Origin of the sequence: Pseudomonas sp. DL (assembly GCF_047199225.1) — a bacterium.
Classification (GTDB): Bacteria; Pseudomonadota; Gammaproteobacteria; order Pseudomonadales; family Pseudomonadaceae; genus Pseudomonas; species Pseudomonas aeruginosa.
Map to the genome: position 1 here is coordinate 1996828 of NZ_CP178323.1, position 24979 is coordinate 2021806.

General features: G+C 67.6%; 21 protein-coding genes and 3 tRNA genes. 21 read left to right on the forward strand and 3 right to left on the reverse strand.

Going from position 1 to position 24979, the window contains the following annotated elements; translation table 11 throughout:
* Window positions 1–4: 4 nt before the first annotated feature.
* The 9 genes from xcpU (at window position 5) to ACI766_RS09425 (ending at window position 4786) form a co-directional block, all read left to right on the forward strand.
* Window positions 5–523, forward strand: a complete 519-nt coding sequence (gene xcpU / locus ACI766_RS09385; RefSeq protein ID WP_003103530.1) for a GspH family T2SS minor pseudopilin variant XcpU — start codon at window positions 5–7, stop codon at window positions 521–523.
* Window positions 520–909: a GspI family T2SS minor pseudopilin variant XcpV gene (xcpV, locus tag ACI766_RS09390; protein WP_003103528.1), complete on the forward strand. Its 390-nt coding sequence runs from the start codon at window positions 520–522 to the stop codon at window positions 907–909. Before xcpU ends, xcpV begins: the two co-directional genes overlap by 4 nt.
* The gene (xcpW, locus tag ACI766_RS09395; RefSeq protein WP_003103526.1) at window positions 906–1619 is read left to right on the forward strand and encodes a GspJ family T2SS minor pseudopilin variant XcpW; all 714 of its coding nucleotides are present in this window, start codon (window positions 906–908) and stop codon (window positions 1617–1619) included. Before xcpV ends, xcpW begins: the two co-directional genes overlap by 4 nt.
* A complete protein-coding gene (xcpX, locus tag ACI766_RS09400; RefSeq protein WP_003103524.1) occupies window positions 1616–2617 on the forward strand; it encodes a GspK family T2SS minor pseudopilin variant XcpX in 1002 nt (333 codons plus the stop codon). Before xcpW ends, xcpX begins: the two co-directional genes overlap by 4 nt.
* Window positions 2614–3762, forward strand: a complete 1149-nt coding sequence (gene xcpY / locus ACI766_RS09405; protein ID WP_016852650.1) for a GspL family type II secretion system protein XcpY — start codon at window positions 2614–2616, stop codon at window positions 3760–3762. Before xcpX ends, xcpY begins: the two co-directional genes overlap by 4 nt.
* 1 nt (window position 3763) lies before the next feature.
* Window positions 3764–4288, forward strand: a complete 525-nt coding sequence (gene xcpZ / locus ACI766_RS09410) for a GspM family type II secretion system protein XcpZ (RefSeq protein WP_003091369.1) — start codon at window positions 3764–3766, stop codon at window positions 4286–4288.
* A 138-nt stretch (window positions 4289–4426) separates the two neighbouring features.
* Window positions 4427–4502 (forward strand) — tRNA-Val (locus ACI766_RS09415).
* A gap of 16 nt (window positions 4503–4518) precedes the next feature.
* Window positions 4519–4595: transfer RNA gene (locus ACI766_RS09420), tRNA-Asp, on the forward strand.
* Window positions 4596–4709: 114 nt separating this feature from the next.
* Window positions 4710–4786, forward strand: a tRNA-Asp gene (locus tag ACI766_RS09425).
* Window positions 4787–5072: 286 nt separating this feature from the next.
* On the opposite strand, the gene ACI766_RS09430 is transcribed toward ACI766_RS09425, so the two are convergent.
* Window positions 5073–6110 (reverse strand): AraC family transcriptional regulator, encoded by a 1038-nt coding sequence (locus ACI766_RS09430; RefSeq protein ID WP_003116451.1) that lies wholly within the window; start codon window positions 6108–6110, stop codon window positions 5073–5075.
* Complete coding sequence (locus ACI766_RS09435; RefSeq protein WP_003113936.1) at window positions 6107–7225, reverse strand: carbon-nitrogen hydrolase family protein; 1119 nt, start codon at window positions 7223–7225, stop codon at window positions 6107–6109. Before ACI766_RS09435 ends, ACI766_RS09430 begins: the two co-directional genes overlap by 4 nt.
* Before the next feature lie 214 nt (window positions 7226–7439).
* On the opposite strand from ACI766_RS09435, the gene ACI766_RS09440 reads away from it, so the two are divergent.
* The 3 genes from ACI766_RS09440 to ACI766_RS09450 all read left to right on the forward strand — a co-directional run bounded on the left by ACI766_RS09440 (window position 7440) and on the right by ACI766_RS09450 (window position 12192).
* Window positions 7440–9479 carry an NADPH-dependent 2,4-dienoyl-CoA reductase gene (locus ACI766_RS09440; protein WP_023089343.1) on the forward strand — a complete coding sequence of 680 codons (2040 nt, stop codon included), beginning with the start codon at window positions 7440–7442 and terminating at the stop codon, window positions 9477–9479.
* Between the two features lie 336 nt (window positions 9480–9815).
* Entirely contained in the window at window positions 9816–11255 is a 1440-nt protein-coding gene (locus ACI766_RS09445) for a hypothetical protein (RefSeq protein WP_003119759.1), read from the forward strand.
* A gap of 37 nt (window positions 11256–11292) precedes the next feature.
* On the forward strand, window positions 11293–12192 hold the full coding sequence (locus tag ACI766_RS09450; protein WP_017001936.1) for a 1-aminocyclopropane-1-carboxylate deaminase/D-cysteine desulfhydrase: 900 nt from the start codon (window positions 11293–11295) through the stop codon (window positions 12190–12192).
* Here the strand turns inward: ACI766_RS09450 and ACI766_RS09455 are convergent, their stop codons facing one another.
* On the reverse strand, window positions 12193–13158 hold the full coding sequence (locus ACI766_RS09455; protein ID WP_003113939.1) for a DUF1853 family protein: 966 nt from the start codon (window positions 13156–13158) through the stop codon (window positions 12193–12195).
* A gap of 124 nt (window positions 13159–13282) precedes the next feature.
* Here ACI766_RS09455 and ACI766_RS09460 point away from each other — a divergent pair, with 124 nt between their 5' ends.
* The 9 genes from ACI766_RS09460 to ACI766_RS09500 all read left to right on the forward strand — a co-directional run bounded on the left by ACI766_RS09460 (window position 13283) and on the right by ACI766_RS09500 (window position 24978).
* Window positions 13283–14170 carry an NAD(+) kinase gene (locus ACI766_RS09460; protein ID WP_003091343.1) on the forward strand — a complete coding sequence of 296 codons (888 nt, stop codon included), beginning with the start codon at window positions 13283–13285 and terminating at the stop codon, window positions 14168–14170.
* Window positions 14170–15150 (forward strand): metallophosphoesterase, encoded by a 981-nt coding sequence (locus tag ACI766_RS09465; protein WP_003091336.1) that lies wholly within the window; start codon window positions 14170–14172, stop codon window positions 15148–15150. Before ACI766_RS09460 ends, ACI766_RS09465 begins: the two co-directional genes overlap by 1 nt.
* Window positions 15147–16007 carry a rhomboid family intramembrane serine protease gene (locus tag ACI766_RS09470; RefSeq protein ID WP_003104987.1) on the forward strand — a complete coding sequence of 287 codons (861 nt, stop codon included), beginning with the start codon at window positions 15147–15149 and terminating at the stop codon, window positions 16005–16007. Before ACI766_RS09465 ends, ACI766_RS09470 begins: the two co-directional genes overlap by 4 nt.
* An 83-nt stretch (window positions 16008–16090) precedes the next feature.
* Window positions 16091–16354, forward strand: a complete 264-nt coding sequence (locus ACI766_RS09475; protein WP_003104989.1) for a YeaC family protein — start codon at window positions 16091–16093, stop codon at window positions 16352–16354.
* A complete protein-coding gene (locus ACI766_RS09480; RefSeq protein ID WP_003091329.1) occupies window positions 16354–17187 on the forward strand; it encodes a DUF2797 domain-containing protein in 834 nt (277 codons plus the stop codon). Before ACI766_RS09475 ends, ACI766_RS09480 begins: the two co-directional genes overlap by 1 nt.
* Before the next feature lie 18 nt (window positions 17188–17205).
* The gene (gene pepN / locus ACI766_RS09485; RefSeq protein ID WP_022580539.1) at window positions 17206–19863 is read left to right on the forward strand and encodes an aminopeptidase N; all 2658 of its coding nucleotides are present in this window, start codon (window positions 17206–17208) and stop codon (window positions 19861–19863) included.
* Between the two features lie 446 nt (window positions 19864–20309).
* Window positions 20310–22274, forward strand: a complete 1965-nt coding sequence (locus ACI766_RS09490; protein ID WP_003119764.1) for a DUF1302 domain-containing protein — start codon at window positions 20310–20312, stop codon at window positions 22272–22274.
* 58 nt (window positions 22275–22332) lie between these two features.
* Window positions 22333–23700: a DUF1329 domain-containing protein gene (locus ACI766_RS09495; RefSeq protein ID WP_003091320.1), complete on the forward strand. Its 1368-nt coding sequence runs from the start codon at window positions 22333–22335 to the stop codon at window positions 23698–23700.
* Window positions 23701–23880: 180 nt separating this feature from the next.
* Entirely contained in the window at window positions 23881–24978 is a 1098-nt protein-coding gene (locus ACI766_RS09500) for a WD40/YVTN/BNR-like repeat-containing protein (RefSeq protein ID WP_003119767.1), read from the forward strand.
* Window position 24979 lies beyond the last annotated feature (1 nt).

Genomic DNA, 24979 nt, shown 5'->3' on the forward strand with positions numbered 1-24979 from the left:
GGACATGCGGGCTTCGCGCGGCTTCACCCTCATCGAGCTGATGGTGGTGATGGTCATCATCAGCGTGCTGATCGGCCTGGCGGTGCTCAGCACCGGCTTCGCCAGCACCTCGCGGGAGCTGGACAGCGAGGCCGAGCGGCTCGCCGGGCTGATCGGCGTGCTGACCGACGAGGCCGTGCTGGACAACCGCGAGTACGGCCTGCGCCTGGAGCGCGATGCCTACCAGGTACTGCGCTACGACGAAGCGAAGGCGCGCTGGTTGCCGGTGGCGCGCGACAGCCACCGCCTGCCGGAGTGGGCGGAGCTGACCTTCGAGCTGGACGGCCAGCCGCTGGTGCTGGCCGGCAGCAAGGGCGAGAAGGAGCAGAAGAAAGGCACCGACCAGCCGCAATTGCTGATCCTCTCCAGTGGCGAACTCAGTCCGTTCCGCCTGCGCCTGGCCGAGCGCGGACCCGAGGGGCGGGCGTTGTCGCTGAGCAGCGACGGTTTCCGCCTGCCACGGGTCGAGGTGGCGCGGCGATGAAGCGCGCGCGTGGTTTCACCCTGCTGGAAGTGCTGGTGGCCCTGGCGATCTTCGCCATGGTCGCGGCCAGCGTGCTCAGTGCCAGCGCGCGCAGCCTGCAGAACGCCTCGCGGCTGGAAGACAAGACCCTGGCGATGTGGATCGCCGACAACCGTCTCAACGAATTGCAACTGGAACAGACGCCGCCCTCCAGCGGCCGCAACCAGGGCGAGCTGGAGTTCGCCGGGCGCCGCTGGGAGTGGCGCACCCAGGTCGACAGCACCGCCGAGCAGGATATGCGGCGGGTGATCGTCTGGGTCGCGGCGAAGCCCCTCGGCCGCGAGCGTGGCAGCATCGAGGAACGCGCCGCGGCGCGCCTCGTCGGTTTCCTCGGGAGCCAGCCATGAGGCTACAGCGGGGCTTCACCCTGCTCGAGCTGCTGATCGCCATCGCCATCTTCGCCCTGCTGGCCCTGGCCACCTACCGCATGTTCGACAGCGTGATGCAGACCGACCAGGCGACTCGCGTGCAGGAGCAGCGCATGCGCGAGCTGGTGCGGGCGATGGGCGCGCTGGAGCGCGACCTGACCCAGGCGGTCGAACGTCCGGTACGCGACGAGCTGGGCGATAACCGTGGCGCCTTCCTCAGCGAGGGCGAGAACGACCAGATCGTCGAACTCACCCGTGGTGGCTGGCGCAACCCGCTCGGCCAGGCGCGCTCGCGCCTGCAGCGGGTGCGCTGGTCGCTGTCCGGGGAGACCCTCGAACGCCGCTACTGGCTGGTTCTGGACCGCGCCCAGGACAGCAAGCCACGGGTGCAGCAGGTGCTGGACGGGGTTACCGCGCTGAGCTGGCGCTTCCTCGACAAGGAGCACAACTGGCAGGGCCACTGGCCGACCGACGAAGGCAGCGAGGAGGAGCGCCTGGAAAGCCTGCCGCTGGCGGTGGAGATGACCCTGGAGCACCGCCACTACGGCAAGCTGGTGCGCGTCTGGCGTCTGCTCGATCCGCCGCTCAAGCAGGACCAGCCGCAGGGCCAGCCGGGCGGCGAGAATGGCGAGAACGGCGAGGGCGGAGTGCCGCAGCCGCCGGAAGGCATGCCGGGGGCGCCGGAATGAGGCGCGGGCAGAACGGCGTCGCGCTGATCACCGTGCTGCTGGTGGTGGCGGTGGTGACCATCGTCTGCGCCGGGCTGATCATCCGCCAGCAGTTGGCGATACGCAGCAGCGCCAACCAGTTGCACGTGCGCCAGGCCTGGCACTATGCGCTGGGCGGCGAACGCCTGGCGGAAGCGGTGCTGCGCCGCGACCTGCGCCAGGGCGGCGAGAATACCCGCGAGCCGGTGGACCACCTGGGCGAGGCCTGGGCTCGACCGATGACGCCGTTCAAGCTGGACGACGGCGGCGAGCTGCGGGTGCGGATCGAGGACCCCAGCGGGCGTTTCAATCTCAACGGACTGGTGCGCAAGCGCAAGGTCAAGCCGGATTCGGTGAAGCAGTTCCGTCGCCTGCTGGCCACCCTGGGGATGAAGGAAGAGATCGTCCAGGGCTTGCCGGACCGGCTGGCCGACTGGCTCGACGCCGACCAGAATCCGCAGGGCGAGCAAGGCGCCGAGGACAACCAGTACCTGCTGGAGGCGCCGGCCTACCGCGCCGCCAACCGCAGTTTCAAGGACGTGTCCGAGCTGCGCCTGCTGAAATTGTCGGAAGCCGACTATCGACGCCTGCTGCCGTTCGTCAGCGCCTTGCCCGAAGATGCGCCGCTGAACGTGAACACTGCCAGCGTGCCGGTGCTGGCCGCCATGTTCGAGATCGATCCGGGACAGGCGGAAAACATCGTGGACGCCCGCGGTCGGGAAGGTTTCCAGAGCAAGGACGATTTCACCAAGCATCTGACCCAGTTGGGTTCGAAGACCGGAAACGTCAGTTATGCCGTCGGCACCCGCTACTTCCAGGTGATCAGCGAGGTCAGCCTGGGCGACCGCCGGCAGGTGCTGGTGAGTACCTTGCAGCGGGGCAAGGACGGCAAGATACGCGTGATGGCCCGCGACATGGGGCAGGGCGGCCTGCCCATCCCGTCGACGGGCGGCGACGATTGGAAGAAGGACGAGCGATGAGTGGAGTGAGTGCGCTGTTCCTGCCGCCCGCCAGCACGGCGGGGGCCGATGGGGAACTGGCGGTATGGTGGGTGCAGGATGGCGAGTGCCGGCGCGCGCCGTTCGCCCAGGCGCTGGCGGAGATCCGCGCGCCCTGGCGGCTGTACCTGCCGGTGGAGGCGGTGACCGCCTGCGCGGTGAACCTGCCTACACAGAAGGCGCGCTGGTTGCGCCAGTCGCTGCCGTTCGCGGTGGAGGAACAACTGGCCGACGATGTCGAGCAGATGCACCTTGCCCTTGGTCCGGCGCTGGCCGACGGCCGCCACCGGGTATTCGCCGTGCAGCGCACCTGGCTCGCCGCCTGGCTGGCGCTGGCCGAGGGCGCGGGCAAGGCGCCGGCTTCGCTGCATGTCGATGCCGATTGCCTGCCGGGCGAGGGCAGTTGCCTGTTCTGGCTGGAAGAGCGCTGGTTGCTCGGCGGCAGCGGCGCCGTACGCCTGGCCTGCGGCAGCGAGGATTGGCCGGTACTGCGCGACAGTTGCCCGCCGCCGCAGCGGGCCTTCGCCGCGCAGGAGGTGGCGCCCCTGGAGGGGGTGGAAGTCCAGCCCCTGGCGGGCAATCCGCACGTCTGGCTGAGCGAGCAGCCGCTGGGCACCGACCTGGCCCAGGCCGAGTTCGCCGCGCGCCAGCAGAGCAGCCAGTGGCGCCGCTGGCGGCCGCTGCTGGGGTTGGTCGGGCTGTGGCTGGTATTGCAATGGGGCTTCACCCTGGTCCAGGCCTGGCAGTTGCAGCGCGAAGGCGACCGCTACGCGGCGCAGAGCGCAGAGCTCTACCGCCAGTTGTTTCCCGAGGACCGCAAGCTGATCAACCTGCGCGCGCAGTTCGACCAGCACCTGGCCGACAGCGCCAGCAGCGGCGGCGAGGGCCAGTTGCTCGGCCTGCTTGGCCAGGCCGCCACGGTGATCGGCGGCGAGCCGACGGTGAGCGTCGAGCAACTGGACTTCAGCGCCGCTCGCGGCGACGTCGCCCTCCAGGTGCGGGCTCCCGGTTTCGACGTGCTGGAACGGCTGCGTTCGCGTCTCAGCGAGTCCGGGCTGGCGGTGCAGCTGGGTTCGGCCAGCCGCGATGGCTCGACGGTCAGCGCGCGCCTGGTGATAGGAGGTTGAGATGAAGGTGATGACGCAATTCCACGAGCGCCTCAGGGCCCAGGCGGAAACCTCGCAGCTGGCGATCCGCTGGCGCGGGCTGCCGGCGCGGGACCGCCTGGCGCTGCTCTGGCTCGGCGCGTTCCTCCTGCTGGTGGTGCTTTACCTGGCGCTGTGGCGCCCGGCCGAGCGCCATCTGCAGTCGGCGCGGCAGTACTTCACCGAACAGCGCGCGCTGCATGCCTACATCCAGCAGCAGGCGCCCAACGTGCGCCAGGCCGATGCCGCGGCGCCACAGGCGCAGATCGACCCGGCGGCGCTGCAGGGCATGGTCACGGCTTCGGCGGCCCAGGCCGGACTGAGTGTCGAGCGCCTCGACAACGAAGGCGAGGGCGCCGTGCAGGTGGCCCTGCAGCCGGCGCCATTCGCCAAGCTGCTGCCCTGGCTGGAGCAGTTGAACGGGCAGGGCGTGCAGGTGGCGGAGGCCGGCCTGGACCGCCAGGTCGACGGCCGGGTCTCGGCGCGCCTGAGCCTGCGGGTCGAGTGAGCGGCCCGTGGCTGGGGCCGGCCTGGGCCCCGGCGCCAACCGCGCCGACAGGCGATCGCCGAAATTTCAAAAAAAATTCAATCAGGGCATTGACTTAGGTTTTTCGGTCGGTAGAATGCGCCCCACTTCGAGAGTGAAGGGTGATTAGCTCAGCTGGGAGAGCATCTGCCTTACAAGCAGAGGGTCGGCGGTTCGATCCCGTCATCACCCACCAATCTCGCAAGTTACGCGCAGCGGTAGTTCAGTCGGTTAGAATACCGGCCTGTCACGCCGGGGGTCGCGGGTTCGAGTCCCGTCCGCTGCGCCATTCACTTCCCCTCCCGAGTTCACCACCCCGAACTCGCCGTCTTCCACCAGAAGGCGGGCAGCATGGCTGCAACGAGAGGAAGTCGCTTCACCGGGCATCTTGCCCAGCCGACGCGCAGCGGTAGTTCAGTCGGTTAGAATACCGGCCTGTCACGCCGGGGGTCGCGGGTTCGAGTCCCGTCCGCTGCGCCATACATCTTCACCACGCCGAGGCGGGGTGAGCCACGAAGAAAGCGGCCAATGGCCGCTTTTTTCGTTTCCGTCGTCCCCTGCGCCTTCCGCTTTCTCCTTGTTTGCCGGATTTCCTGCTCCGTCGGTCCGCGCGCGGTAATCCCGCTGTCATCTTCCTCGTCTACAGCTGAAAGACACAGACGAACGAAGGTGATCCGCGATGGACGACTACCAGGAAGAACTGCTGGAGCAGCATGCCGCCGAATGCGATCTGCCAGAGCCGGCGGACGACGCCACCGAGATGTGATCAGGCGCTCTGTCGCTGGGCGCGGCGGAATTCGCCGGGCGTCTGCCCGCTCCAGCGCTTGAAGGCGCGCTGGAAGGCTTCCGCCGAGGCGAAGCCGAGCAGGTAGGCGATTTCGCCGAAAGCCAGGTCGGTCTCGCGGATGTAGACCATCGCCAGGTCGCGGCGGGTGTCGTTGAGGATGCTGCGGAACTGGGTGCCTTCCTCGGCCAGCTTGCGCCGCAGGGTCCAGGTCGGCAACTTGAGGCGCGCGGCGATTTCCTCGAGGTCCGGTTCGCGACCATTGAGCATCGGCCCCAGCAGGCGGCTGACGCGCTCGCGCCAACTGCGGGTGCGGGTCAACTGCTCCAGTTCGCGGTTGCAGAGTTCCAGCATCTGGCTCCAGGTGCTCGGACAGTGCTCGGCATTCGCCAGGGCCAGGCTGGCCTGGCTCAGGCGCAACTGGTTGGTCGGCGCGCCGAATTCCACCGGGCAGCCGAAGAATGCCTCGTAGCGCTCGGCCCAAGGCGGCGCTGGATATTCGATCTCCACCCGCTCCGCTTTCAACGGCTGCCTTGCCAGGGCGCCGAGATGGCTGATCCAGCCTGCCAGCACCGAATCGACGACGAAGCGGTTATAGGCGTTGTAAGGGCTGATCGAATAGAAGCGCAGCCAGGCGCCGCCGGCGTCTTCCACCAGGCTCGACTGGCCCCGGTAGTTCTGCGCGTAAAGCGGTTCCAGGTGGATCATTGCCCGCGCGGCGGCGCGCAGGTTGGGCGCCTGGGCGACGCTGACGCCGGCCAGGCCCATCTGTCCGAGACGGCTCAGGCGGCCCATCTGCAGGCCAAGGGCGGGGTCGCCGCTGAGCTGTATGGCGGCATGGCCGAGGCGCATGTAGCGAGGGATCGACAGGCGCGCCCCGGGTTCGGCCAGGCGCCGCTGGTCGAGGCCGTACTGCTCGAGCAGTGGTGCGGGCTCGACGCCGGCGGCGAGCAGGGCGTCGGCCAGCGCTTGGACGAAGCCGACCGAGAGGTCGCCGAGGCGAACCCGGGGCGCGCTCATAGCCAGAGATTGACCAGTTGCGCACCGCCGCCGGGATTGGCCTGGCGCATGCCCTGCGACGAACCGAGCAGGCTCTGGCCGTCTTCGGTGACGTTCCACAGGCGGCTATGGGCGAAGGCCACGGCGGCGCCGCGCGCACCGCTGGCCAGCAGGCGCTCGCCGACCGCCAGGCGCTGCCAGGCCTCGGCGTTGCTCAGGCTGTTCGGCGCCAGGCGCACGTCGCCTGGAACCAGCTCCGCATCGAAGCCGGGCCAGGGCTGCTGCCAGCGACCGCTCTGGTTCAGGGCGGCGGGGATCGCCAGCAGTTCGACGCCCTGTTCGACCAGGGTGGCGTAGGTGTCCGGGTACCAGCTGTCGGTGCCGATCAGCACGCCCAGGCGTCCTGCCGGCGTATCCAGCACCTGCAGGCGCTCGCCGCGACCGTTGTTGAGGTAGCTCAGTTCGTGGCGGGTCGGGAACACCTTGCGTTGCGGCTGGCCGAGCGGCCGGCCGTCGGGACCGAAGGTCAGGCTGACGTTGTACAGCTGGCCGGTGCCGGGACGCAGCTCGCCGTCCTCGACCTCGGGGTCGGGCAGGACGATGGAGCCGGCGACCACCGTCACCTTGAAATCATGGGCGAGCCCGCCGAACAGGGTCTGGTAGTCGTGGGCCATGTCCACCGCCTTCATCCGGAACAGGGTGTCGGTGAGACGCTGATCGCCGCGCGCGGTGATCCAGCCGCGCGCCACCTTCAGTGGGTTGCTCGCGGCCATCCAGTCCATCGCCGTGGGCCAGTCGGCAGCGGCGTAGACCTCGGGCTTCTCGCCGCTGGCCACCAGCCAGGTGCCGACATGCTCGGGGAACACCACCACCGTGCGCTCGTTGAGCAGGCCCTGGCGGCGGGCATTTTCCAGGTAGGCGTGGAATTTCAGTTGCAACCGTTCGGCGCTCTGGTAGTCCGGCGTGAACAGTTCCGGCTGGACCGCCAGCAGGTTGCCGCGCTCGCCGGGCTGGCCCTGGACCACGCTGACCTGGCTGCGCAGGTCGGACAGGTAGTGGCCTACCGGGCGGCGTTCGGCCCAGCCGGCGTAGGCGGCGAAGAGGGTGATGAGGATCAGGAAGATCAGCTTGCGCATGCGGGTCTCCAAGGCAGCCCACAGGGTAGGGGAGTGGCGTCGGCTTGCCAAGCATCCCTGTGCATTCCGATCAGTAACTTGTCATTTAGGATCATTGAGCGCTCCGGTGGCGCTCCTTAGAGTCGTCGCCATACCGACCGCTGCCCGTCCCGCGCATTGCGCCCGAGGCCGCGGCATATCCGTGAACGCGTTTCGCCCGATGTGGAGACCCCCGATGACCGCCGCCGTTCCCTATCCGCACCTGCTCGCCCCGTTGGACCTCGGCTTCACCACCCTGCGCAACCGCACCCTGATGGGGTCCATGCACACTGGCCTGGAAGAGAAGCCGCAGGGCTTCGAGCGCATGGCGGCGTACTTCGCCGAACGCGCCCGCGGTGGCGTCGGCCTGATGGTCACCGGCGGCATCGGCCCGAACGAGGAGGGCGGCGTGTATTCCGGCGCGGCCAAGCTGAGCACGCCGGAAGAGGCGGAGAAGCACAGGATCGTGACCCAGGCGGTGCATGAGGCGGGTGGCAAGATCTGCATGCAGATCCTGCATGCCGGCCGCTACGCCTACAGCCCGAAGCAGGTGGCGCCGAGCGCGATCCAGGCGCCGATCAATCCGTTCAAGCCCAAGGAACTCGACGAGGAAGGCATCGAGAAGCAGATCGCCGACTTCGTCAACTGCGCCAGCCTGGCCCAGGTCGCCGGCTACGATGGCGTCGAGATCATGGGGTCGGAAGGCTACTTCATCAACCAGTTCCTCGTGCAGCACACCAACCAGCGCACCGACCGCTGGGGCGGCAGCTACGAGAACCGCATGCGCCTGCCGGTGGAGATCGTCCGCCGGGTGCGCGAGGCGGTGGGGCCGAACTTCATCATCATCTATCGCCTGTCCATGCTCGACCTGGTCGAGGGCGGCAGCAGCTGGGACGAGATCGTGCTGCTGGCCAAGGCCGTCGAGAAGGCCGGCGCGACCCTGATCAACACCGGTATCGGCTGGCACGAGGCGCGCATCCCGACCATCGCCACCAAGGTGCCGCGCGCGGCCTTCACCAAGGTCACCGCCAAGCTGCGTGGCGAGGTCGGCATCCCGCTGATCACCACCAACCGCATCAACACTCCCGAGGTGGCGGAGAAGGTCCTGGCCGAGGGCGATGCCGACATGGTCTCCATGGCCCGGCCGTTCCTCGCCGACCCGGATTTCGTCAACAAGGCCGCCGCCGGCCACGCCGAACGGATCAACACCTGTATCGGCTGCAACCAGGCCTGCCTCGACCACACCTTCGGCGGCAAGCTGACCAGTTGCCTGGTCAACCCGCGCGCCTGCCACGAAACCGAGCTGAACTACATCCCCACCACCAGGCCGAAGAAGATCGCCGTGGTCGGCGCCGGCCCGGCCGGCCTGGCCGCCGCCACCGTGGCCGCCGAGCGTGGGCACCGGGTCAGCCTGTTCGACGCCGCCGGCGAGATCGGCGGGCAGTTCAACGTGGCCAAGCGGGTTCCCGGCAAGGAAGAGTTCCACGAGACCCTGCGCTACTTCCGCAACAAGCTGGAGAGCACCGGTGTCGAACTGCACCTGAACCGCCGGGTCGACGTGGACGACCTGGTCGCGGGCGGCTACGACGAGATCGTCCTCGCCACCGGCATCGTTCCGCGCACACCGGCGATCCCCGGCATCGAGCATCCGAAGGTGATCAGCTACCTGGATGCGATCCTCGAGCGCAAGCCGGTGGGTGGCAAGGTGGCGGTGATCGGCGCCGGCGGCATCGGCTTCGACGTCTCCGAATTCATCACCCATACCGGTCCGTCCACCAGCCTGGAGCGCGAGGCGTTCTGGAAGGAGTGGGGGATCGATACTCGCCTGGAAGCCCGCGGTGGCATCGCCGGGGTCAAGGCCGAGGTGCATCCGGCGGCGCGCCAGGTGTTCCTCCTGCAACGCAAGAAGAGCAAGGTCGGCGACGGCCTCGGCAAGACCACCGGCTGGATCCATCGCGCCGGCCTGAAGAACAAGCAGGTGCAGATGGTGAATGCCGTGGAGTATCTCGGGATCGACGACGCCGGCCTGCATATCCGCGTTGCCGAGGGCGAGCCGCAGGTGCTGCCGGTGGATACCGTGATCGTCTGCGCCGGCCAGGACCCGCTGCGCGAGTTGCAGGACGGCCTGCTGGCGGCCGGCCAGAGCGTGCACCTGATCGGTGGCGCCGACGTCGCCGCCGAGCTGGATGCCAAGCGCGCCATCAACCAGGGTTCGCGCCTGGCCGCCGAACTCTGAGAGCCTTTCCGCGATCTGTTGCGTAGCGGAGAAACTGCGTTGAAAACGGCTTTTCTCCAGCTCGCACAGGTTCTGCGTATCGCCCCTGTCCGCCCTCGTCGGCGCGGCGGGGCGCTGCGCACCGGTTCGGTGAACGGTGGCGCTCTGCCACGGTGATCTCCGTCCGCTCAAAACCCGACCGCTTCACAATTTCCCCTACCGCTCGGCGGGCCGTCCGGCATCGCCCGGGTGTCTGCCAACCCAGTCACATTGCCCGCGACATTTTTTCCCCTAGACTTGCCCGAACAACGAGATAGCGCCTGTTTTTCAGGTGACATGCCAGATGGGTACTGCCGGATGCGGGCCGCCTCGCCAGGCGTTCGAGGGTTAGCGATGAGCATGCAGAAAAAGCCACAGATGGCGGAGGCCGTGCTGTTCTTCAACGACAGCGGCGTCTGCAAGGAAATGCTGTATCCCGAATTCGAGGCGCTGCTCGATGGCCTGGTGCGCATGCCGGAATACGCCGACCGGCAGATGCACCTGGCCTATGTGTTGATCAATCCGCGCCTGCAGGCGCGGGCGGCGGTGTTCTTCTATCTCGATTTCGACGAGCAGGGCGGCGCCGACACCGGCTGGAACCTGCCTCTGCGCAACCTCGCCGAACGCGCCGGACGCGGCCCCGACATGGGCGGCGGGCCGATCCGCCTGGCCTGTCGCAGCCAGTGCCCGGTGTCCTGGCACCAGATGCACCTCTGGGACCCGGAGAGCAGCGCCGGACGCAACCATTTCGTGCTCATCCGCGACGCGCTCAGGCGCAACCAGCTGGGCCTGCTGGTGGACGAAGAGCCTGCCGCGGTGGAGCCGCAGCGGCTGCAGATGGCCGCCGAAGAGCAATGGTACGCCGCCGGTCCCGCCGCCCCGAAGGCACCGCCCGCGGAGCCTCCGCGCAAGCAGGAGGACGAGCAGACGGCGCGCCTGGCGCAACTGGTCAAGCAGCAGCGACAACAGCTCGCCGCCCTGGCCCGGCAGCAGGAGCAGCGCCTGGCCGGGCTCGCCCGGCAGCACGAAGAGGAACTGGCCAGGCGCGAACAGGACGCCCGCGGGCAACTGGACATCCTGCGCAGCGAAGTGCTCAGCCTGCAACAGGCCCTGGAACGGCAGGCGCGGGAGAACGCCGAATTGCAGCAGCGTCTGCTGGAACAGGGCGAGCAGTTCCAGCGCAACCGCGAGGAACTGACCCGGCAACTGCGTTTCATCGAGAACCAGGGGCGCAACGAGACCGACCTGCTGCGCTCGGAGTTCGCCGACGAACTGGAGGCTCGGGTGGCGGCGGCGGTGGCCGGCTACAAGGAGCAGGTCTCGATCCGCGACGTCGAACTGGCCTACCGCAACGAGCTGGACCAGCAACTGGAGCAGGAACTGGCCGAGCTGCGCGCCGAGCGCGACCGTCTGGCCGCCCAGGGGCCGGAGCAACTGCTGGAGCGTCTATCCGGCCAGGGCGTGGTATTCGTCGCCTACCATCCCGGCGCCGGGCACCTGACCATCCCCTTGCAGGACATCCCGCGTTACCAGGACAATCCGCTGGCCTACGCGGCGGCCAAGTGCTTCGTCTCCGAGAGCCAGTACCGCCAGTGGCTGGACCACTTCCAGCAGCCGCGCTGCGAGGCGCTGCTGCCCGGCGGCGAACGCTGCAACCTGCCGCTCGACCGGGTCGACAACCCGGCGCGCTTCGTCGCCGGTGACACCAACTGCTGCGCCCGGCACAAGACCACGGGGCGCCTGCGCACCGTGAGCTGACTCCTTGCCGTTTCCCCACTGGTCACCGCATACACCCTTGCAGCGTCTCGAACTCGACTGGCTGCAACGGGCCGGGGTCGAACTGGCGCTGCTGCGCCTGGACCAGGCCGATCCGCTGATCTCCGGCAACAAGGGGTTCAAGCTCGCGCCACACCTGGCGCTGGCCCACGAGCAGGGGCTGGACGGCCTGATCAGCCTCGGCGGCGCCCATTCCAACCACCTGCACGCGCTGGCCGGCGCTGGCGCGCGTTTCGGTTTCCGTTGCGTCGGCCTGTTGCGCGGACACGAAGTCGATACGCCGACGGTGCGCGACCTGCGCAGTCTCGGCATGGAACTGCACTGGCTCGGCTACGGCGGCTATCGCCAGCGGCATGCCGCCGGCTTCTGGCTTCCCTGGCGGGAACGTTACCCAGGCTTGCTGCCGGTCGCCGAGGGCGGTGGCGGGCTGCTGGGCGCGCGCGGTTGCATCGGGCTGGTGGAGCGCATAGCGACCCAGTTGCCGACGCTCGGCTGGGACGATTACGACGCGATCTGGGTGGCCGCCGGTACCGGTACGACACTGGCCGGCCTGGTGCTCGGCGAGGCCGGGCGGCATCCCGTGGTGGGCGCGCTGGCGGTGCCGGAGGACCACGGCGTCGCCGCCCAGGTCGCGGCGACCCTTGCCGAGGCGGGCTGGGCCGATGCCGGCTATCGCCTGCTGGACGCCAGCCGTGGCGGTTTCGCCCGCCTCGATGGGAAATTGGCGCGGTTCATCGTCGAGTTCGAGACGGCCAGCGGCGTCGCCCTCGAACCGCTGTACACCGGCAAGCTGCTGCTCGCCCTGCGCGAGGCCGTGGAGAGCGGCGCGGTGGCTCGCGGCAGCCGGCTGGTGGCGCTGCACAGCGGAGGTCTGCAGGGCCGCCGGGCATTGCAGGAGCGTTTGCTGGCGTTGCTCTGATCAGGCATCCGCGGCCTGGCGCGCGCTACCCCACAGGCTGAGCCCCGGTGGCCAGTCGTCGCTGGCCAGGAACAGGCGCTCGGCCTCTACCCAGTAGCCGTCGCGCGGCACCACCCTTACCAGCATTTGCGGACGTGCCTCGTCGGCGAAGGCGATGTTCCAGCAGGCGCCGTCGCGCGGTGGGTCGAGCGGGTCCTGCCGCCGCATGGCCGGCGCCAGCCAGTGCTCGCGCGACAGATGCAGCCAATGCTGCCCGGTCTGCGGTCCGGCCAGGCTGGCCAGGTACGCCGGCCAGTCGCGCTGGCGGAGCCAGCGGCCACGCAGATGCCGTGGCTCGATGTCGGCGGGCAGGCTGCCCGGCCCGGGCCAGGGATGGAACAGGTAGCCGCTCAGCCACAATGCGGAAACGGCCGATTCGGCGCCATGGGCGGCCAGCACCTGGCGACCCTCGCGGGTCGCCGCCAGCGGCAACTGGTGTCGGCAGAGGTGTTCCAGCTTGCGTGACAGGCGGTCCTGGCCGCCGGGCCCGAGCCAGTCGCCGGGGCCGGACTGGGGCCCCAGGTAGAGTTTGATCGCCAGTTCCAGGTGGTGGATGCCGTCGTCGTCCCGCAGCAGCAGGTCGAGTTCGCCAAGGGTATGCCCGCCGTCGCGCACCGGCAGGTTGGCGGCGATCAGGCGCACGTCCGGGGCCTGTTCCAGGGCGAATTGCCAGAGATGTTCGTAGTACAGGCCGAGACGCTGCCGTGGCCATTGCGCGAGCCAGGCGGCGAGATGCTGCGGCTGTCGCTCCTGTTCGCGCAACCAGGCGGCCAGGCGCTCCGGTTCCTGGCGCCAGCGGCTGGCGGCGAGCGGATGGCGCTGCGGCTCCGGGGTCCGGCGCAGCAACGGCGGGGCGAGCAGGGTCCAGGCCAGGTCGCGGACGGCCGGGTGGCGCAATTCGTCGAGCAATTCGGTCAGCAGCGTCATACCCAGAGGTTAGCCGGGTTGCGCCACTCGCGGCGATTTCCCGTACATGCGCGGGTTTGCCGCTGTCCGCGGCTTTCGCCCATAATCCGCTCTATCCCGCCCGCCAGCTTTTCGCAGGAACCGCATGGAACCCTTTCGCAATATCGGCATCATCGGCCGCCTCGGCAGCACCCAGGTGCTGGACACCATTCGCCGGCTGAAGAAATTCCTGATCGATCGCCACCTGCATGTGATCCTCGAGGACACCATCGCCGAAGTCCTGCCCGGACACGGCCTGCAGACCTGCTCGCGGAAGATCATGGGCGAGATCTGCGACCTGGTGGTGGTGGTCGGCGGCGATGGCAGCATGCTCGGCGCGGCCCGCGCGCTGGCCCGGCACAAGGTGCCGGTGCTGGGGATCAACCGCGGCAGCCTGGGCTTCCTCACCGACATCCGCCCGGATGAACTGGAGGCCAAGGTCGGCGAGGTGCTGGACGGCCAGTACATCGTCGAGAGCCGCTTCCTCCTCGATGCCCAGGTGCGTCGCGGTATCGACTCGATGGGGCAGGGCGATGCGCTCAACGACGTGGTCCTGCACCCGGGCAAGTCGACCCGGATGATCGAGTTCGAGCTGTATATCGACGGCCAGTTCGTCTGCAGCCAGAAGGCCGACGGCCTGATCGTCGCCACGCCCACCGGTTCCACCGCCTACGCGCTGTCCGCCGGCGGTCCGATCATGCATCCGAAGCTGGATGCCATCGTCATCGTGCCGATGTACCCGCACATGCTTTCCAGCCGCCCGATCGTGGTGGACGGCAACAGCGAGCTGAAGATCGTCGTGTCGCCGAACATGCAGATCTACCCGCAGGTCTCCTGCGACGGGCAGAACCATTTCACCTGCGCCCCCGGCGATACCGTGACGATCAGCAAGAAGCCGCAGAAGCTGCGCCTGATCCACCCCATCGACCACAACTACTACGAGATCTGCCGGACCAAGCTCGGCTGGGGCAGCCGCCTGGGCGGAGGCGACTGATGCAACTCGACCCCGGACGTGGCTACGACCTGATCGGCGATGTCCACGGCTGCGCGCATACCCTGGACCGCCTCCTCGACCTGCTCGGCTACCGCCTGCAGGGCGGCGTCTGGCGCCATCCGCGGCGCCAGGCGCTGTTCCTCGGCGACATCGTCGACCGCGGCCCGCGCATCCGCGAGGCCCTGCACCGGGTGCACGCGATGGTCGACGCCGGCGAGGCGCTGTGCATCATGGGCAACCACGAATTCAACGCGCTCGGCTGGAGCACCCCGGCGGCGCCCGGCAGCGGCCGCCAGTACGTCCGCGAGCATACGCCGCGGCATGCCCGGCTGATCAAGGAGACCCTCGAGCAGTTCGAGGGCCACGACGCCGACTGGCGCGACTTCCTCGGCTGGTTCCAGCAACTGCCGCTGTTCCTCGATGCCGGGCGCTTCCGCATGGTCCATGCCTGCTGGGACGGCGAGCTGATCGCGACCCTGCGCCGGCAGTTCCCCGACGGGCGGATCAGCGAAGCCTTCCTGCAGGAGTCGGCGGAGCCCGGCAGCTTCGCCGACCTGGCCTGCAACCGTCTGCTGCGCGGCACCGACATGCGCCTGCCGCACGGTGCCACCCTGACCAGCAGCGATGGCTATACGCGCGCCTTCTTCCGCACCAAGTTCTGGGTCGAGGACGAGGCGCCGCGCACCTACGGCGATATCGTCTTCCAGCCCGACGCGTTGCCCGAAGCGATCGCCCGCGAGCCGCTCAGCGAGGAGCAGAAGTCCAGCCTGCTGACCTACGGCGCCGACGAACCGCTGTTGTTCGTCGGCCACTACTGGCGACGCGGCACGCCGGCGCCGATCCGGCCGAACCTGGCCTGCCTGGACTACAGCGCGGTGATGTACGGCAAGCTGGCGGCCTATCGCCTGGATGAGGAAACCCGCCTGGACCGGCACAAGTTCGTCTGGGTCGAAGTGAAGCGGCCGGAGGCTGACGAGTGAGCGCGGTGCAGGTCCTGAAGTTTCCCCTGTCGGTCGACCTGGCCGGCTTCGTCGGCCTGCTGCGGCGGCTGAACGTGCCGCACCGGGTCAGCGAGGAATCCGGCCAGCAGGTCCTCTGGGTGCCCGACGAGCGGCTCGCCGAGCAGGTCCGCGAGTTGTACCGGCGTTATCCCGAAGGCGATCCGCAGGCGACCCTGGAGGCCGCGCCGCGACCGGCGGGGCAGGGTTTCGTCCGGCAACTGCGGATGAGCCCGATGACCGCCGCGGTGTTGCTGCTGACCTTCGTCGTCGCCGCTGTCACCTACCTTGGCGACAACTTCGCGACGATGCGCTGGCTGACCTTCCAGGACTTCCGTATCCAGGGCCAGTACGCGCTGTTCACGCCGTTGGCCGAGAGCCTGGCGGCGGGTCAATGGTGGCGGCTGTTCACGCCGATGCTGATCCACTTCGGCTGGCTGCACCTGGCGATGAACGCCATGTGGTTCTGGGAGCTGGGCCGGCGCATCGAATTCCGCCAGGGCCGTCCGATGCTGCTCGGCCTGACCCTGCTGTTCGGCCTGGTGTCCAACGTGGTGCAGTACGCGGTGAGCGGCGCCAGCCTGTTCGGCGGGTTGTCCGGGGTGCTCTATGGCTTGCTCGGGCACTGCTGGATCTTCCAGTACCTGGCGCCGAACCAGGCCTATCGCCTGCCCAGGGGCGTCGTGGCGATGATGCTGATCTGGCTGCTGGTGTGCCTGTCCGGGGTGATCGACCTGCTCGGCTTCGGCTCCATCGCCAACGGCGCGCACGTTGGCGGGCTGCTGGTCGGTTGCCTCAGCGGTTTGCTGGGCGGCCTGCTGGCGCGGCGTCGCCGTTGAGCGAGGGGCTGCGGCAGCTTCGATGTGCGCCGCCGGCCCCGGCCCGGTAGAATGGCCGGTACGCCTTTTCACCGGAGCCGGCCATGTCGTCCTTCAATCAAGCGATCGAGAACATCACTCCTGAGATCTACCAGAACCTCAAGCTGGCCATCGAGATCGGCAAGTGGCCGGACGGCCGCAAGCTGACCCAGGAGCAGAAGGAACTCTGCCTGCAGGCGGTGATCGCCTGGGAGCTGCAGAACCTCCCCGAGGAGGAGCGCACCGGCTACATGGGCCCGCAGCACTGCTCCTCGCATTCCGACGAGCCGATCCCGAACATCCTGTTCAAGTCGGACTCCGTGCACTGATGGAAGAAATCGCCCGCGGCGCGCTGAGCAAGATGACGGCGCGCCTGGAAAGCAATGCTCCCGTGCAATACGCCTTCCGCCTCGACGACCGCGAAGTCGCGGTGAACCCGCTGATCGGCCGGCCGCTGCGCCTGGAGTACCTCGGCAGCATCTTCTGCACCCATTGCGGCCGCAAGACGAAGAAGAGTTTCAGCCAGGGCTATTGCTATCCCTGCTTCACCCGGCTGGCGCAGTGCGACAGTTGCATCGTCAGCCCGGAGAAGTGCCACTACGAGCAGGGCACCTGCCGCGAACCGGAGTGGGGCGAGCGGTTCTGCATGACCGATCACGTGGTGTACCTGGCCAACTCCTCCGGGGTGAAGGTCGGCATCACCCGCGCCAGCCAGATTCCCACCCGCTGGATCGACCAGGGCGCGCGCCAGGCGCTGCCGATCCTGCGCGTGGCCACCCGCCAGCAGTCTGGCCTGGTGGAAGACCTGCTGCGCAGCCAGGTCGCCGACCGCACCAATTGGCGGGCCATGCTCAAGGGCGAAGCCGAGCCGGTCGATCTGGCGGCAGTCCGCGAGCAGTTGTTCGACCAGTGCGCCGACGGCCTGCGCGAATTGCAGCAACGTTTCGGCCTGCAGGCGATCCAACCGGTTATCGACCTCGATCCGCTCGAGATCGCCTACCCGGTCGAGGCCTACCCGAGCAAGGTCGCCAGCCTCGACCTGGAAAAAACGCCTATCGTCGAAGGCACGCTTCGCGGTATCAAGGGCCAGTACCTGATCCTCGACACCGGGGTGATCAACATTCGCAAATACACGGCCTACCAGATCGCCGTGCATCACTGAGCAGAAGGGCCACAAGCCATGCGCACCGAGCAACCGAAAGTCATCCACCTCAAGGACTATCAGGCGCCGGACTACCTGATCGACGAGACCCACCTGAAGTTCGAACTGTTCGAAGACCACAGCCTGGTACACGCCGAGTTGAAGCTGCGGCGCAACCCCGAGCGCGGCGCCGGCCTGCCGCCGCTGTTGCTGCATGGCCAGCAACTGGAGCTGCTGGCGCTCGAACTGGACGGCCAGGCGCTCGGCGCGGACGACTACCAACTGGACGACGAGCAGCTCGGGGTGCAACCGCGGCAGGCCGAATTCGTCCTCAGGAGCACGGTGCGTATCCATCCGGAGAGCAACACCGCGCTGGAAGGCCTGTACAAGTCCGGCAAGATGTTCTGCACCCAGTGCGAGGCCGAGGGTTTCCGCAAGATCACCTATTACCTCGACCGTCCCGACGTGATGAGTCGCTTCACCACCACCGTCAGCGCCGAACAGCAGCGCTACCCGGTGCTGCTCTCCAACGGCAACCCGGTGGCCAGCGGTTCCGAAGGCAACGGCCGGCACTGGGCGACCTGGGAAGACCCGTTCAAGAAGCCGGCCTACCTGTTCGCCCTGGTCGCCGGCGACCTCTGGTGCGTCGAGGACAGCTTCCGCACCATGAGCCAGCGCGACGTGGCGCTGCGCATCTACGTCGAGCCGGAGAACATCGACAAGGTCCAGCACGCCATGGACAGCCTGAAGAAGTCGATGCGCTGGGACGAGGAGGTCTACGGCCGCGAGTACGACCTGGACATCTTCATGATCGTCGCGGTCAACGACTTCAACATGGGCGCGATGGAGAACAAGGGCCTCAACATCTTCAACTCCAGTTGCGTCCTGGCCCGCGCCGAAACCGCCACCGACGCCGCCCACCAGCGGGTCGAGGGCGTGGTGGCGCATGAGTATTTCCACAACTGGTCGGGCAACCGGGTCACCTGCCGCGACTGGTTCCAACTGTCGCTCAAGGAAGGTTTCACCGTATTCCGTGACTCGGAGTTCTCCGCCGACATGAACTCGCGCACGGTCAAGCGCGTCGAGGACGTCGCCTTCCTGCGCACCAACCAGTTCGCCGAGGACGCCGGGCCGATGGCGCATCCGGTGCGCCCCGACTCGTTCATCGAGATTTCCAACTTCTACACCCTGACCGTCTACGAGAAGGGCTCGGAAGTGGTGCGGATGATCCACACCCTGCTCGGCGCCGAAGGCTTCCGCAAGGGCTCGGACCTGTACTTCCAGCGCCACGACGGCCAGGCGGTGACCTGCGACGATTTCGTCAAGGCCATGGAAGACGCCAATGGCGTCGACCTGACCCAGTTCAAGCGCTGGTACAGCCAGTCCGGCACTCCGCGCCTGGCGGTGGAAGGCGAGTACGACGCCGCCGCCCGCCGCTACACCCTGACGGTGCGCCAGAGCTGCCCGCCGACTCCCGGCCAGCCGAGCAAGGAACCCTTCGTCATCCCGCTGGAGCTGGGCCTGCTCGACGGCCAGGGCCACGAACTCCCGCTGCGCCTGGAAGGCGAGGCCGCGGCCCAGGGCGGCAACCGCGTGCTGGCGGTGACCGAGGCCGAGCAGCGCTTCGTCTTCGTCGAGGTGCCGGAGCAGCCGCTGCCATCGCTGCTGCGCGGCTTCTCCGCGCCGGTGAAACTGAGCTTCCCCTACAGCCGCGACCAGTTGCTGTTCCTCATGCAGCACGACAGCGACGGCTTCAACCGCTGGGAGGCCGGCCAACAGCTTTCGGTGCAGGTCCTGCAGGAGCTGATCGGCCAGCACCAGCGCGGCGCGCAACTGGTACTCGACCCGCGCCTGATCGAGGCCTACCGCACCCTCCTGGCGGACGAGGCGCTGGACCAGGCGATGGTCGCCGAGATGCTCTCGCTGCCCAGCGAGGCCTATCTCACCGAGATCAGCGAAGTCGCCGATGTCGACGCGATCCATGCCGCCCGCGAATTCGCCCGCCAGCGTATCGGCGAAGCGCTGTTCGAGCCGCTGTGGCAGCGTTACCAGGCCAACCGCAAGATTTCCCGCGACACCGCCTACCTCGCCGAAGCCTCGCACATCGCCCGGCGCAGCCTGCAGAATATCGCGCTGTCCTACCTGTCGCTGTCGGGCCGGGAGGAAATCCTCGCCGCCTGCCTGGAGCAGTACGAAGGCTGCGACAACATGACCGAGCGCCTGACCGCCCTGGCGGTGCTGGTCAATTCCGGCTTCGAGGCGGAGAAGGGCAAGGCCCTGGCCATGTTCGCCGACTACTTCAAGGACGACCCGCTGGTGATGGACCAGTGGTTCAGCGTGCAGGCCGGCTCGCCGCTGCCGGGCGGGCTGGAGCGGGTCCAGGCGCTGATGCAGCACCCGGCCTTCACCCTGAAGAACCCGAACAAGGTGCGCGCGCTGATCGGCGCGTTCGCCAACCAGAACCTGGTCAACTTCCATCGTCCTGACGGCGCCGGCTATCGCTTCCTCGCCGACCAGGTGATCGTGCTCAACGCACTCAACCCGCAGATCGCCTCGCGCCTGCTGGTGCCGCTGACCCGCTGGCGCAAGTACGACGAGGCGCGGCAGGCGCTGATGCGCGGCGAGCTGGAACGTATCCTGGCCTCCGGCGAGCTGTCCAGCGACGTCTACGAAGTGGTGAGCAAGAGCCTGGCCTGATCCGCCAGCTTCTCCCGGAAGAGGGTGTTACTGGCCACTGGCTGGTAACGCCCTTTGTTACTTCTGGGAATCGCTTCACTGTTTTCCATTGATGGAGTCCGCTTAATCGTGTTTCGCGAACCTCCCTGCGCAGGCTCTGCGAAGGGACTTTTCGCGCCACCGGCGAAATTCGCCTGGCGCGTTTTGTCGGACACTTCCTGTTTTCTGGTCAGTGAATGAACAGTCATCCCGCAGGAAGTCCTGTTTTTTTCGCAATCCATTGAATTGCCTGGAGGATTCCGTTGAATTGGCATCCCGGTTGCACTGCCTCGTCGCGCGGTTCCCTTTCGTCGATGCTAGGCCGGTGACGCCGCGACCACCCATAACAAGGCCGCAGAGAAACGGCCGAACGGCGAACCGCCCGCAGTGGCGGCGCCCAACGCATGACCACATGGAGTGAGTTCCCGATGTACATCCCCAACCGCCAGCCCCGGCTGCGCTCCGCGCCGGCCCGGGCCGGCTTCGCCTTCGTCGGGCTGCTGCCGCTGCTGGGCGGCCAGGCCCAGGCCGTCGAATTCAGCTTCCTCGACAACGAGGTGTCCGGTTCGCTCGACACCACCCTGTCCTACGGCACCCTGTGGCGGGTGCAGGGGCAGGACAAGAGCAACAACGACATCAACACCAACGACGGCAACCGCAACTTCGATACCGGCCTGGTTTCCGAGGTCTACAAGATCACCTCGGACCTGGAGGCGACCTGGCGCAACTATGGCGTGTTCATCCGCGGCACGGCGTTCTATGACACCCAGATCATGGACAAGCGCAACGACTACTACAGCCACAACGATCCATCGCAGCCGAGCCAGAGCTATCCCCACGACGACCGTTTCACCAGCCAGACCCGCGACATCGCCGGGCACAAGGCGGAAATCCTCGACGCCTACGTCTACGGCAGCTGGGACATCGGCAACATGCCGCTGAGCGCGCGCTTCGGCCGCCAGGTGTTCAACTGGGGCGAGGGCATCTTCTACCGTGGCGGGGTCAACACTACCAACCCGGTGGACGCCGCCAAGTACCGCCTGCCCGGTTCCGAGCTCAAGGAAGTGCTGATGCCGGTGGAAGCGCTGAGCTTCAACATCGGCCTGACCGACAACCTGTCGATGGAAACCTTCTACCAGTGGAACTGGAAGGAAACCCGCCTCGACCCGGTCGGTACCTTCTTCTCCGAGACCGACCTGTTCGCCGACGGCGGCAACACCGGCTACAGCGACTTCACCGGTACCGCGCTGGACACCCCGGTGCCCGGCTTCGGCAACGTCATCGGCCTGTACCAGGCGCTGGGCAACAATCCGCTGCTCAGCGGCGCGCTGAAGAACACCGGCCTCTATGCCAACGGCGTGACCCCGGCCTACGGCAACGTGATGAAGGTGTCGTCCATCGGCAAGGACATCAACGCGCGCAACGACGGCCAGTTCGGCGTGGCCTTCCGCTACATCGCCGAGGAACTGAACAGCACCGAGTTCGGCTTCTACTTCGTCAACTACCACTCCAAGGAGCCGACCCTGTACGCCGACATCGGCGACTATGCCGGGGCCGACCTGGCGGCGCTGGCCAACACCCTGCGGCCGATCGCCGGCAACCTCGCCGAAGCCCTGGCCAACGGCCTGGTGACCGCCGACGTGATGGGCAACATCAATGCCCGCCGCGAGTTCGCCGAAGACATCCGCATGTACGGCTTCAGCTTCAACACCACGGTGGGCGACGCCTCGGTGTTCGGCGAGCTGGCCTATCGGCCGAACCTGCCGATCGGCATCGCCGCCACCAACGACCTGATCGGCGACCTCGCCCACGGTGCGGCGGAAGCCGCCAACGGCGGACAGATCAACGTCGGCGGGCAGATGGTCGGCCTCGGCGGGCAGATCCACAACTACGAGCGGGTCGAGGCGTTCAACACCTCCCTCGGAACCATCTACAACTTCGGCCCGTCGCTGAGCTTCGACTCGTTGACCGGCGTCGCCGAGCTGGCCTCGGAACACCTGCGTGGCAGCAGCCTGAAGTACACCGCCTACGACGGCAGCACCCGCTACTATGCCGGGCGCGGCAACAGCTCGTACGTTTCCGGTGGCGACCGTGGCGACCAGGTGAACCGCAACGCCTACGGCTACACCCTGCTGCTCAGCGGCACCTGGAACGACGTGTTCGCCGGGGTCAACGTGTCGCCCTACGTGGTCTACAAGGACGACTTCGAAGGCAACTCCTACCAGACCGGCAACTTCATCGAAGGTCGCAAGGCCTACACCCTGGGGATCAAGGCCACCTACCTGAACAGCCTGGAAGGCGAACTGCAGTACACCGAGTTCTACGGCGGCGGGCAGAACAACAACATCCGCGACCGCGACAACATCGGCCTGACCGTGAAGTACTCCTTCTGACCGAACCGATAACGACACGGGCGCCGCGAGCGCCCGGCACCTCACACGGAGAACCCTCATGTTGAACAAGCACCTGCTGATCGGCGCTTCCCTGGCGCTGGCACTGGGCAGCGGCGGCGCGCTGGCCGGCGTTTCCGCCGGCGAGGCGGCGCAACTGAAGTCGAGCCTCACCCCGCTGGGCGCGGAGAAGGCCGGCAACGCCGCCGGCAGCATTCCCGCCTGGACCGGCGGCATCACCCAGGCGCCGGCCGGCTACAAGCCGGGCCAGCACCACCCGGATCCGTTCGCCGCGGACAAGCCGCTGTTCACCATCGACAAGGCCAACCTGGAGCAGTACAGGGAACACCTGACCCCGGGCCAGCTGGCGCTGTTCAAGACCTACCCGGACAGCTTCCGGATGCCGGTCTACCCCAGCCGCCGTTCCGGCTCGGCGCCGCAGTGGCTGTACGACAACACCTTCGCCAATGCCACCAGCGCCAGGCTGCTGGACGGCGGCAACGGGTTCGCCGACGCCTATGGCGGGGTGCCGTTCCCGATTCCGAAGAGCGGCGTGGAGGCGCTGTGGAACCACGTCGCCCGCTACCGCGGCACCTATGTCGTGCGCCGCGCTTCGGAAGTCGCGGTACAGCGCAACGGTAGCTATTCGCTGGTGACCTCGCAGCAGGAAGCGCTGTTCAAGTACTACCTCAAGGGCGGCAGCTTCGCCGACCTGAACAACCTGATGTTCTACTACCTGTCGTTCACCAAGAGCCCGGCGCGCCTGGCCGGCGGCGCGGTGCTGGTGCACGAGACCCTCGACCAGGTCAAGGAGCCGCGCCAGGCCTGGGGCTACAACGCCGGCCAGCGCCGTGTGCGGCGTGCGCCGAACCTTGCCTACGACACGCCGATCGCCGCCGCCGACGGCCTGCGCACCGCCGACGACACCGACATGTTCAACGGCGCGCCGGACCGCTATGACTGGAAGCTGCTGGGCAAGAAGGAAATCTACATTCCCTACAACAACTACAAGGTCAGCAGCCCCGAGGTGAAGTACGAGGAACTGCTCAAGCCGGGCCACCTCGATCCGCAATACACCCGCTACGAGCTGCACCGCGTGTGGGTGGTGGAAGGTACCCTGAAGCCGGGCGCGCGGCATATCTACTCCAAGCGCACCCTGTACCTCGACGAGGACAGCTGGAGCGCGGCGGTGGTTGACCAGTACGACGGTCGCGGCGAACTGTGGCGGGTGTCGATGGCCTACCTGAAGAACTTCTACGACCTGCCGTACACCTGGAGCGCGCTGGACGTGTTTCACGACTTGCAGGCGCGTCGCTACCACGTGCAGAACCTGGACAACGAGGAGCCGGGTACCATCGACTTCACCCAGGCGATACCGGACGACTCCTACTTCAAGCCCTCGGCCCTGCGCCGCCGCGGCACCCGCTGATCGCTCCGCTCGCCGGCGCCGACCGCTTCCCTCCGGGGAGGAGGGCGGCGCCGATCCCCCCGTTACAGACGGCTTACACGCTTAACAAAAGATAACGTGGCTTCAATTGTCTCCGTCGCCAAACGCTGGCTATATAACGCTCACCACGAACCACTAATAACAACAACGGGGACGGTATCCATGCGTGAGCCCATGACGTGGCGCACTTCGCCCGGCCAAACCGCGGACGCTTCGCGGCATCCGGCCATTCCTTCCAGATCGCCCCTGGCCAGCAGGGCCCTGTCGTTTCTCGGGGCACTTTCTCTTCTGACCTTCGCCGCCACCCCGGTCCTGGCCGAGTCGACGCCAACCGCCGCGCCGCCGCAATTCGCCGTGGAGTCGCCGAAGGCCGCCAGCAGCCTGCTGCTCAGCGTCGCCCATGCCGGCAAGCGGCTGGTCGCGGTCGGCGACCGTGGGCATATCCTGCTCTCCGACGACGACGGCAAGACCTGGACCCAGGCCAAGGTGCCGACCCGCCAGTTGCTCACCTCGGTGTTCTTCGTCAACGAGCGCAAGGGCTGGGCGGTCGGGCACGATGCGCAGATCCTCGTCAGCGACGACGCCGGCAGCACCTGGACCAGGCAGTTCGAGGACCTCGGCCGCGAAGCGCCGTTGCTGGACATCTGGTTCGCCGACGAACAGCACGGCCTGGCCGTCGGTGCCTATGGCGCGCTGCTGGAGACCCGCGACGGCGGCCAGCACTGGGAAGACGTCAGCGAGCGCCTGGACAACGAGGACCAGTTCCACCTCAACGCCATCGCCGCGGTCAAGGACAACGGCCTGCTGGTGGTCGGCGAAGCCGGCAGCCTGTTCCGCTCGAAGGACTGGGGCGCCACCTGGGAAAAACTCGAAGGCCCCTACGAGGGCTCGCTGTTCGGCGCCATCGGTACCGCCGATGCGGGCGGCGTGCTGGTCTACGGCCTGCGCGGCCACCTGTTCCGCTCCGCCGATTTCGGCGACAGCTGGGAAGAGATACCGCTGAAGGCGGCGTCCGGCGACCTGGAATTCGGTCTCTCCGACGGCGCGCTGCTGGCGGACGGGCGTATCGTCGTGGTCGGCCACGGCGGCAGTGTCCTCGAAAGCACCGACGGCGGGCGCAGCTTCAGCGTGTTCAACCGTCCCGACCGGCTGTCCCTGGCCGGCGTCAGCGCCACCGGCGACGGCCACCTGATCCTGGTCGGCCAGGGCGGCGTGCACCTCGCTGCGGCGAACGGTGCCGCGCTCGAACAACAACAATAAG

Bases quoted from the DNA above. Each gene is read 5' to 3' on its own strand.
- pepN (WP_022580539.1), top strand. From the start codon at position 17,206: ATGCGCACCGAGCAACCGAAAGTCATCCACCTCAAGGACTATCAGGCG.
- ACI766_RS09465 (WP_003091336.1), top strand. From the start codon at position 14,170: ATGCAACTCGACCCCGGACGTGGCTACGACCTGATCGGCGATGTCCAC.
- ACI766_RS09500 (WP_003119767.1), top strand. From the start codon at position 23,881: ATGCGTGAGCCCATGACGTGGCGCACTTCGCCCGGCCAAACCGCGGAC.
- ACI766_RS09475 (WP_003104989.1), top strand. From the start codon at position 16,091: ATGTCGTCCTTCAATCAAGCGATCGAGAACATCACTCCTGAGATCTAC.
- xcpW (WP_003103526.1), top strand. From the start codon at position 906: ATGAGGCTACAGCGGGGCTTCACCCTGCTCGAGCTGCTGATCGCCATC.
- ACI766_RS09435 (WP_003113936.1), bottom strand. From the start codon at position 7,225: ATGCGCAAGCTGATCTTCCTGATCCTCATCACCCTCTTCGCCGCCTAC.
- ACI766_RS09490 (WP_003119764.1), top strand. From the start codon at position 20,310: ATGTACATCCCCAACCGCCAGCCCCGGCTGCGCTCCGCGCCGGCCCGG.
- xcpX (WP_003103524.1), top strand. From the start codon at position 1,616: ATGAGGCGCGGGCAGAACGGCGTCGCGCTGATCACCGTGCTGCTGGTG.
- xcpU (WP_003103530.1), top strand. From the start codon at position 5: ATGCGGGCTTCGCGCGGCTTCACCCTCATCGAGCTGATGGTGGTGATG.
- ACI766_RS09495 (WP_003091320.1), top strand. From the start codon at position 22,333: ATGTTGAACAAGCACCTGCTGATCGGCGCTTCCCTGGCGCTGGCACTG.
- ACI766_RS09455 (WP_003113939.1), bottom strand. From the start codon at position 13,158: ATGACGCTGCTGACCGAATTGCTCGACGAATTGCGCCACCCGGCCGTC.
- xcpY (WP_016852650.1), top strand. From the start codon at position 2,614: ATGAGTGGAGTGAGTGCGCTGTTCCTGCCGCCCGCCAGCACGGCGGGG.
- ACI766_RS09460 (WP_003091343.1), top strand. From the start codon at position 13,283: ATGGAACCCTTTCGCAATATCGGCATCATCGGCCGCCTCGGCAGCACC.
- ACI766_RS09480 (WP_003091329.1), top strand. From the start codon at position 16,354: ATGGAAGAAATCGCCCGCGGCGCGCTGAGCAAGATGACGGCGCGCCTG.
- ACI766_RS09440 (WP_023089343.1), top strand. From the start codon at position 7,440: ATGACCGCCGCCGTTCCCTATCCGCACCTGCTCGCCCCGTTGGACCTC.
- xcpZ (WP_003091369.1), top strand. From the start codon at position 3,764: ATGAAGGTGATGACGCAATTCCACGAGCGCCTCAGGGCCCAGGCGGAA.
- ACI766_RS09430 (WP_003116451.1), bottom strand. From the start codon at position 6,110: ATGAGCGCGCCCCGGGTTCGCCTCGGCGACCTCTCGGTCGGCTTCGTC.
- xcpV (WP_003103528.1), top strand. From the start codon at position 520: ATGAAGCGCGCGCGTGGTTTCACCCTGCTGGAAGTGCTGGTGGCCCTG.
- ACI766_RS09445 (WP_003119759.1), top strand. From the start codon at position 9,816: ATGCGGGCCGCCTCGCCAGGCGTTCGAGGGTTAGCGATGAGCATGCAG.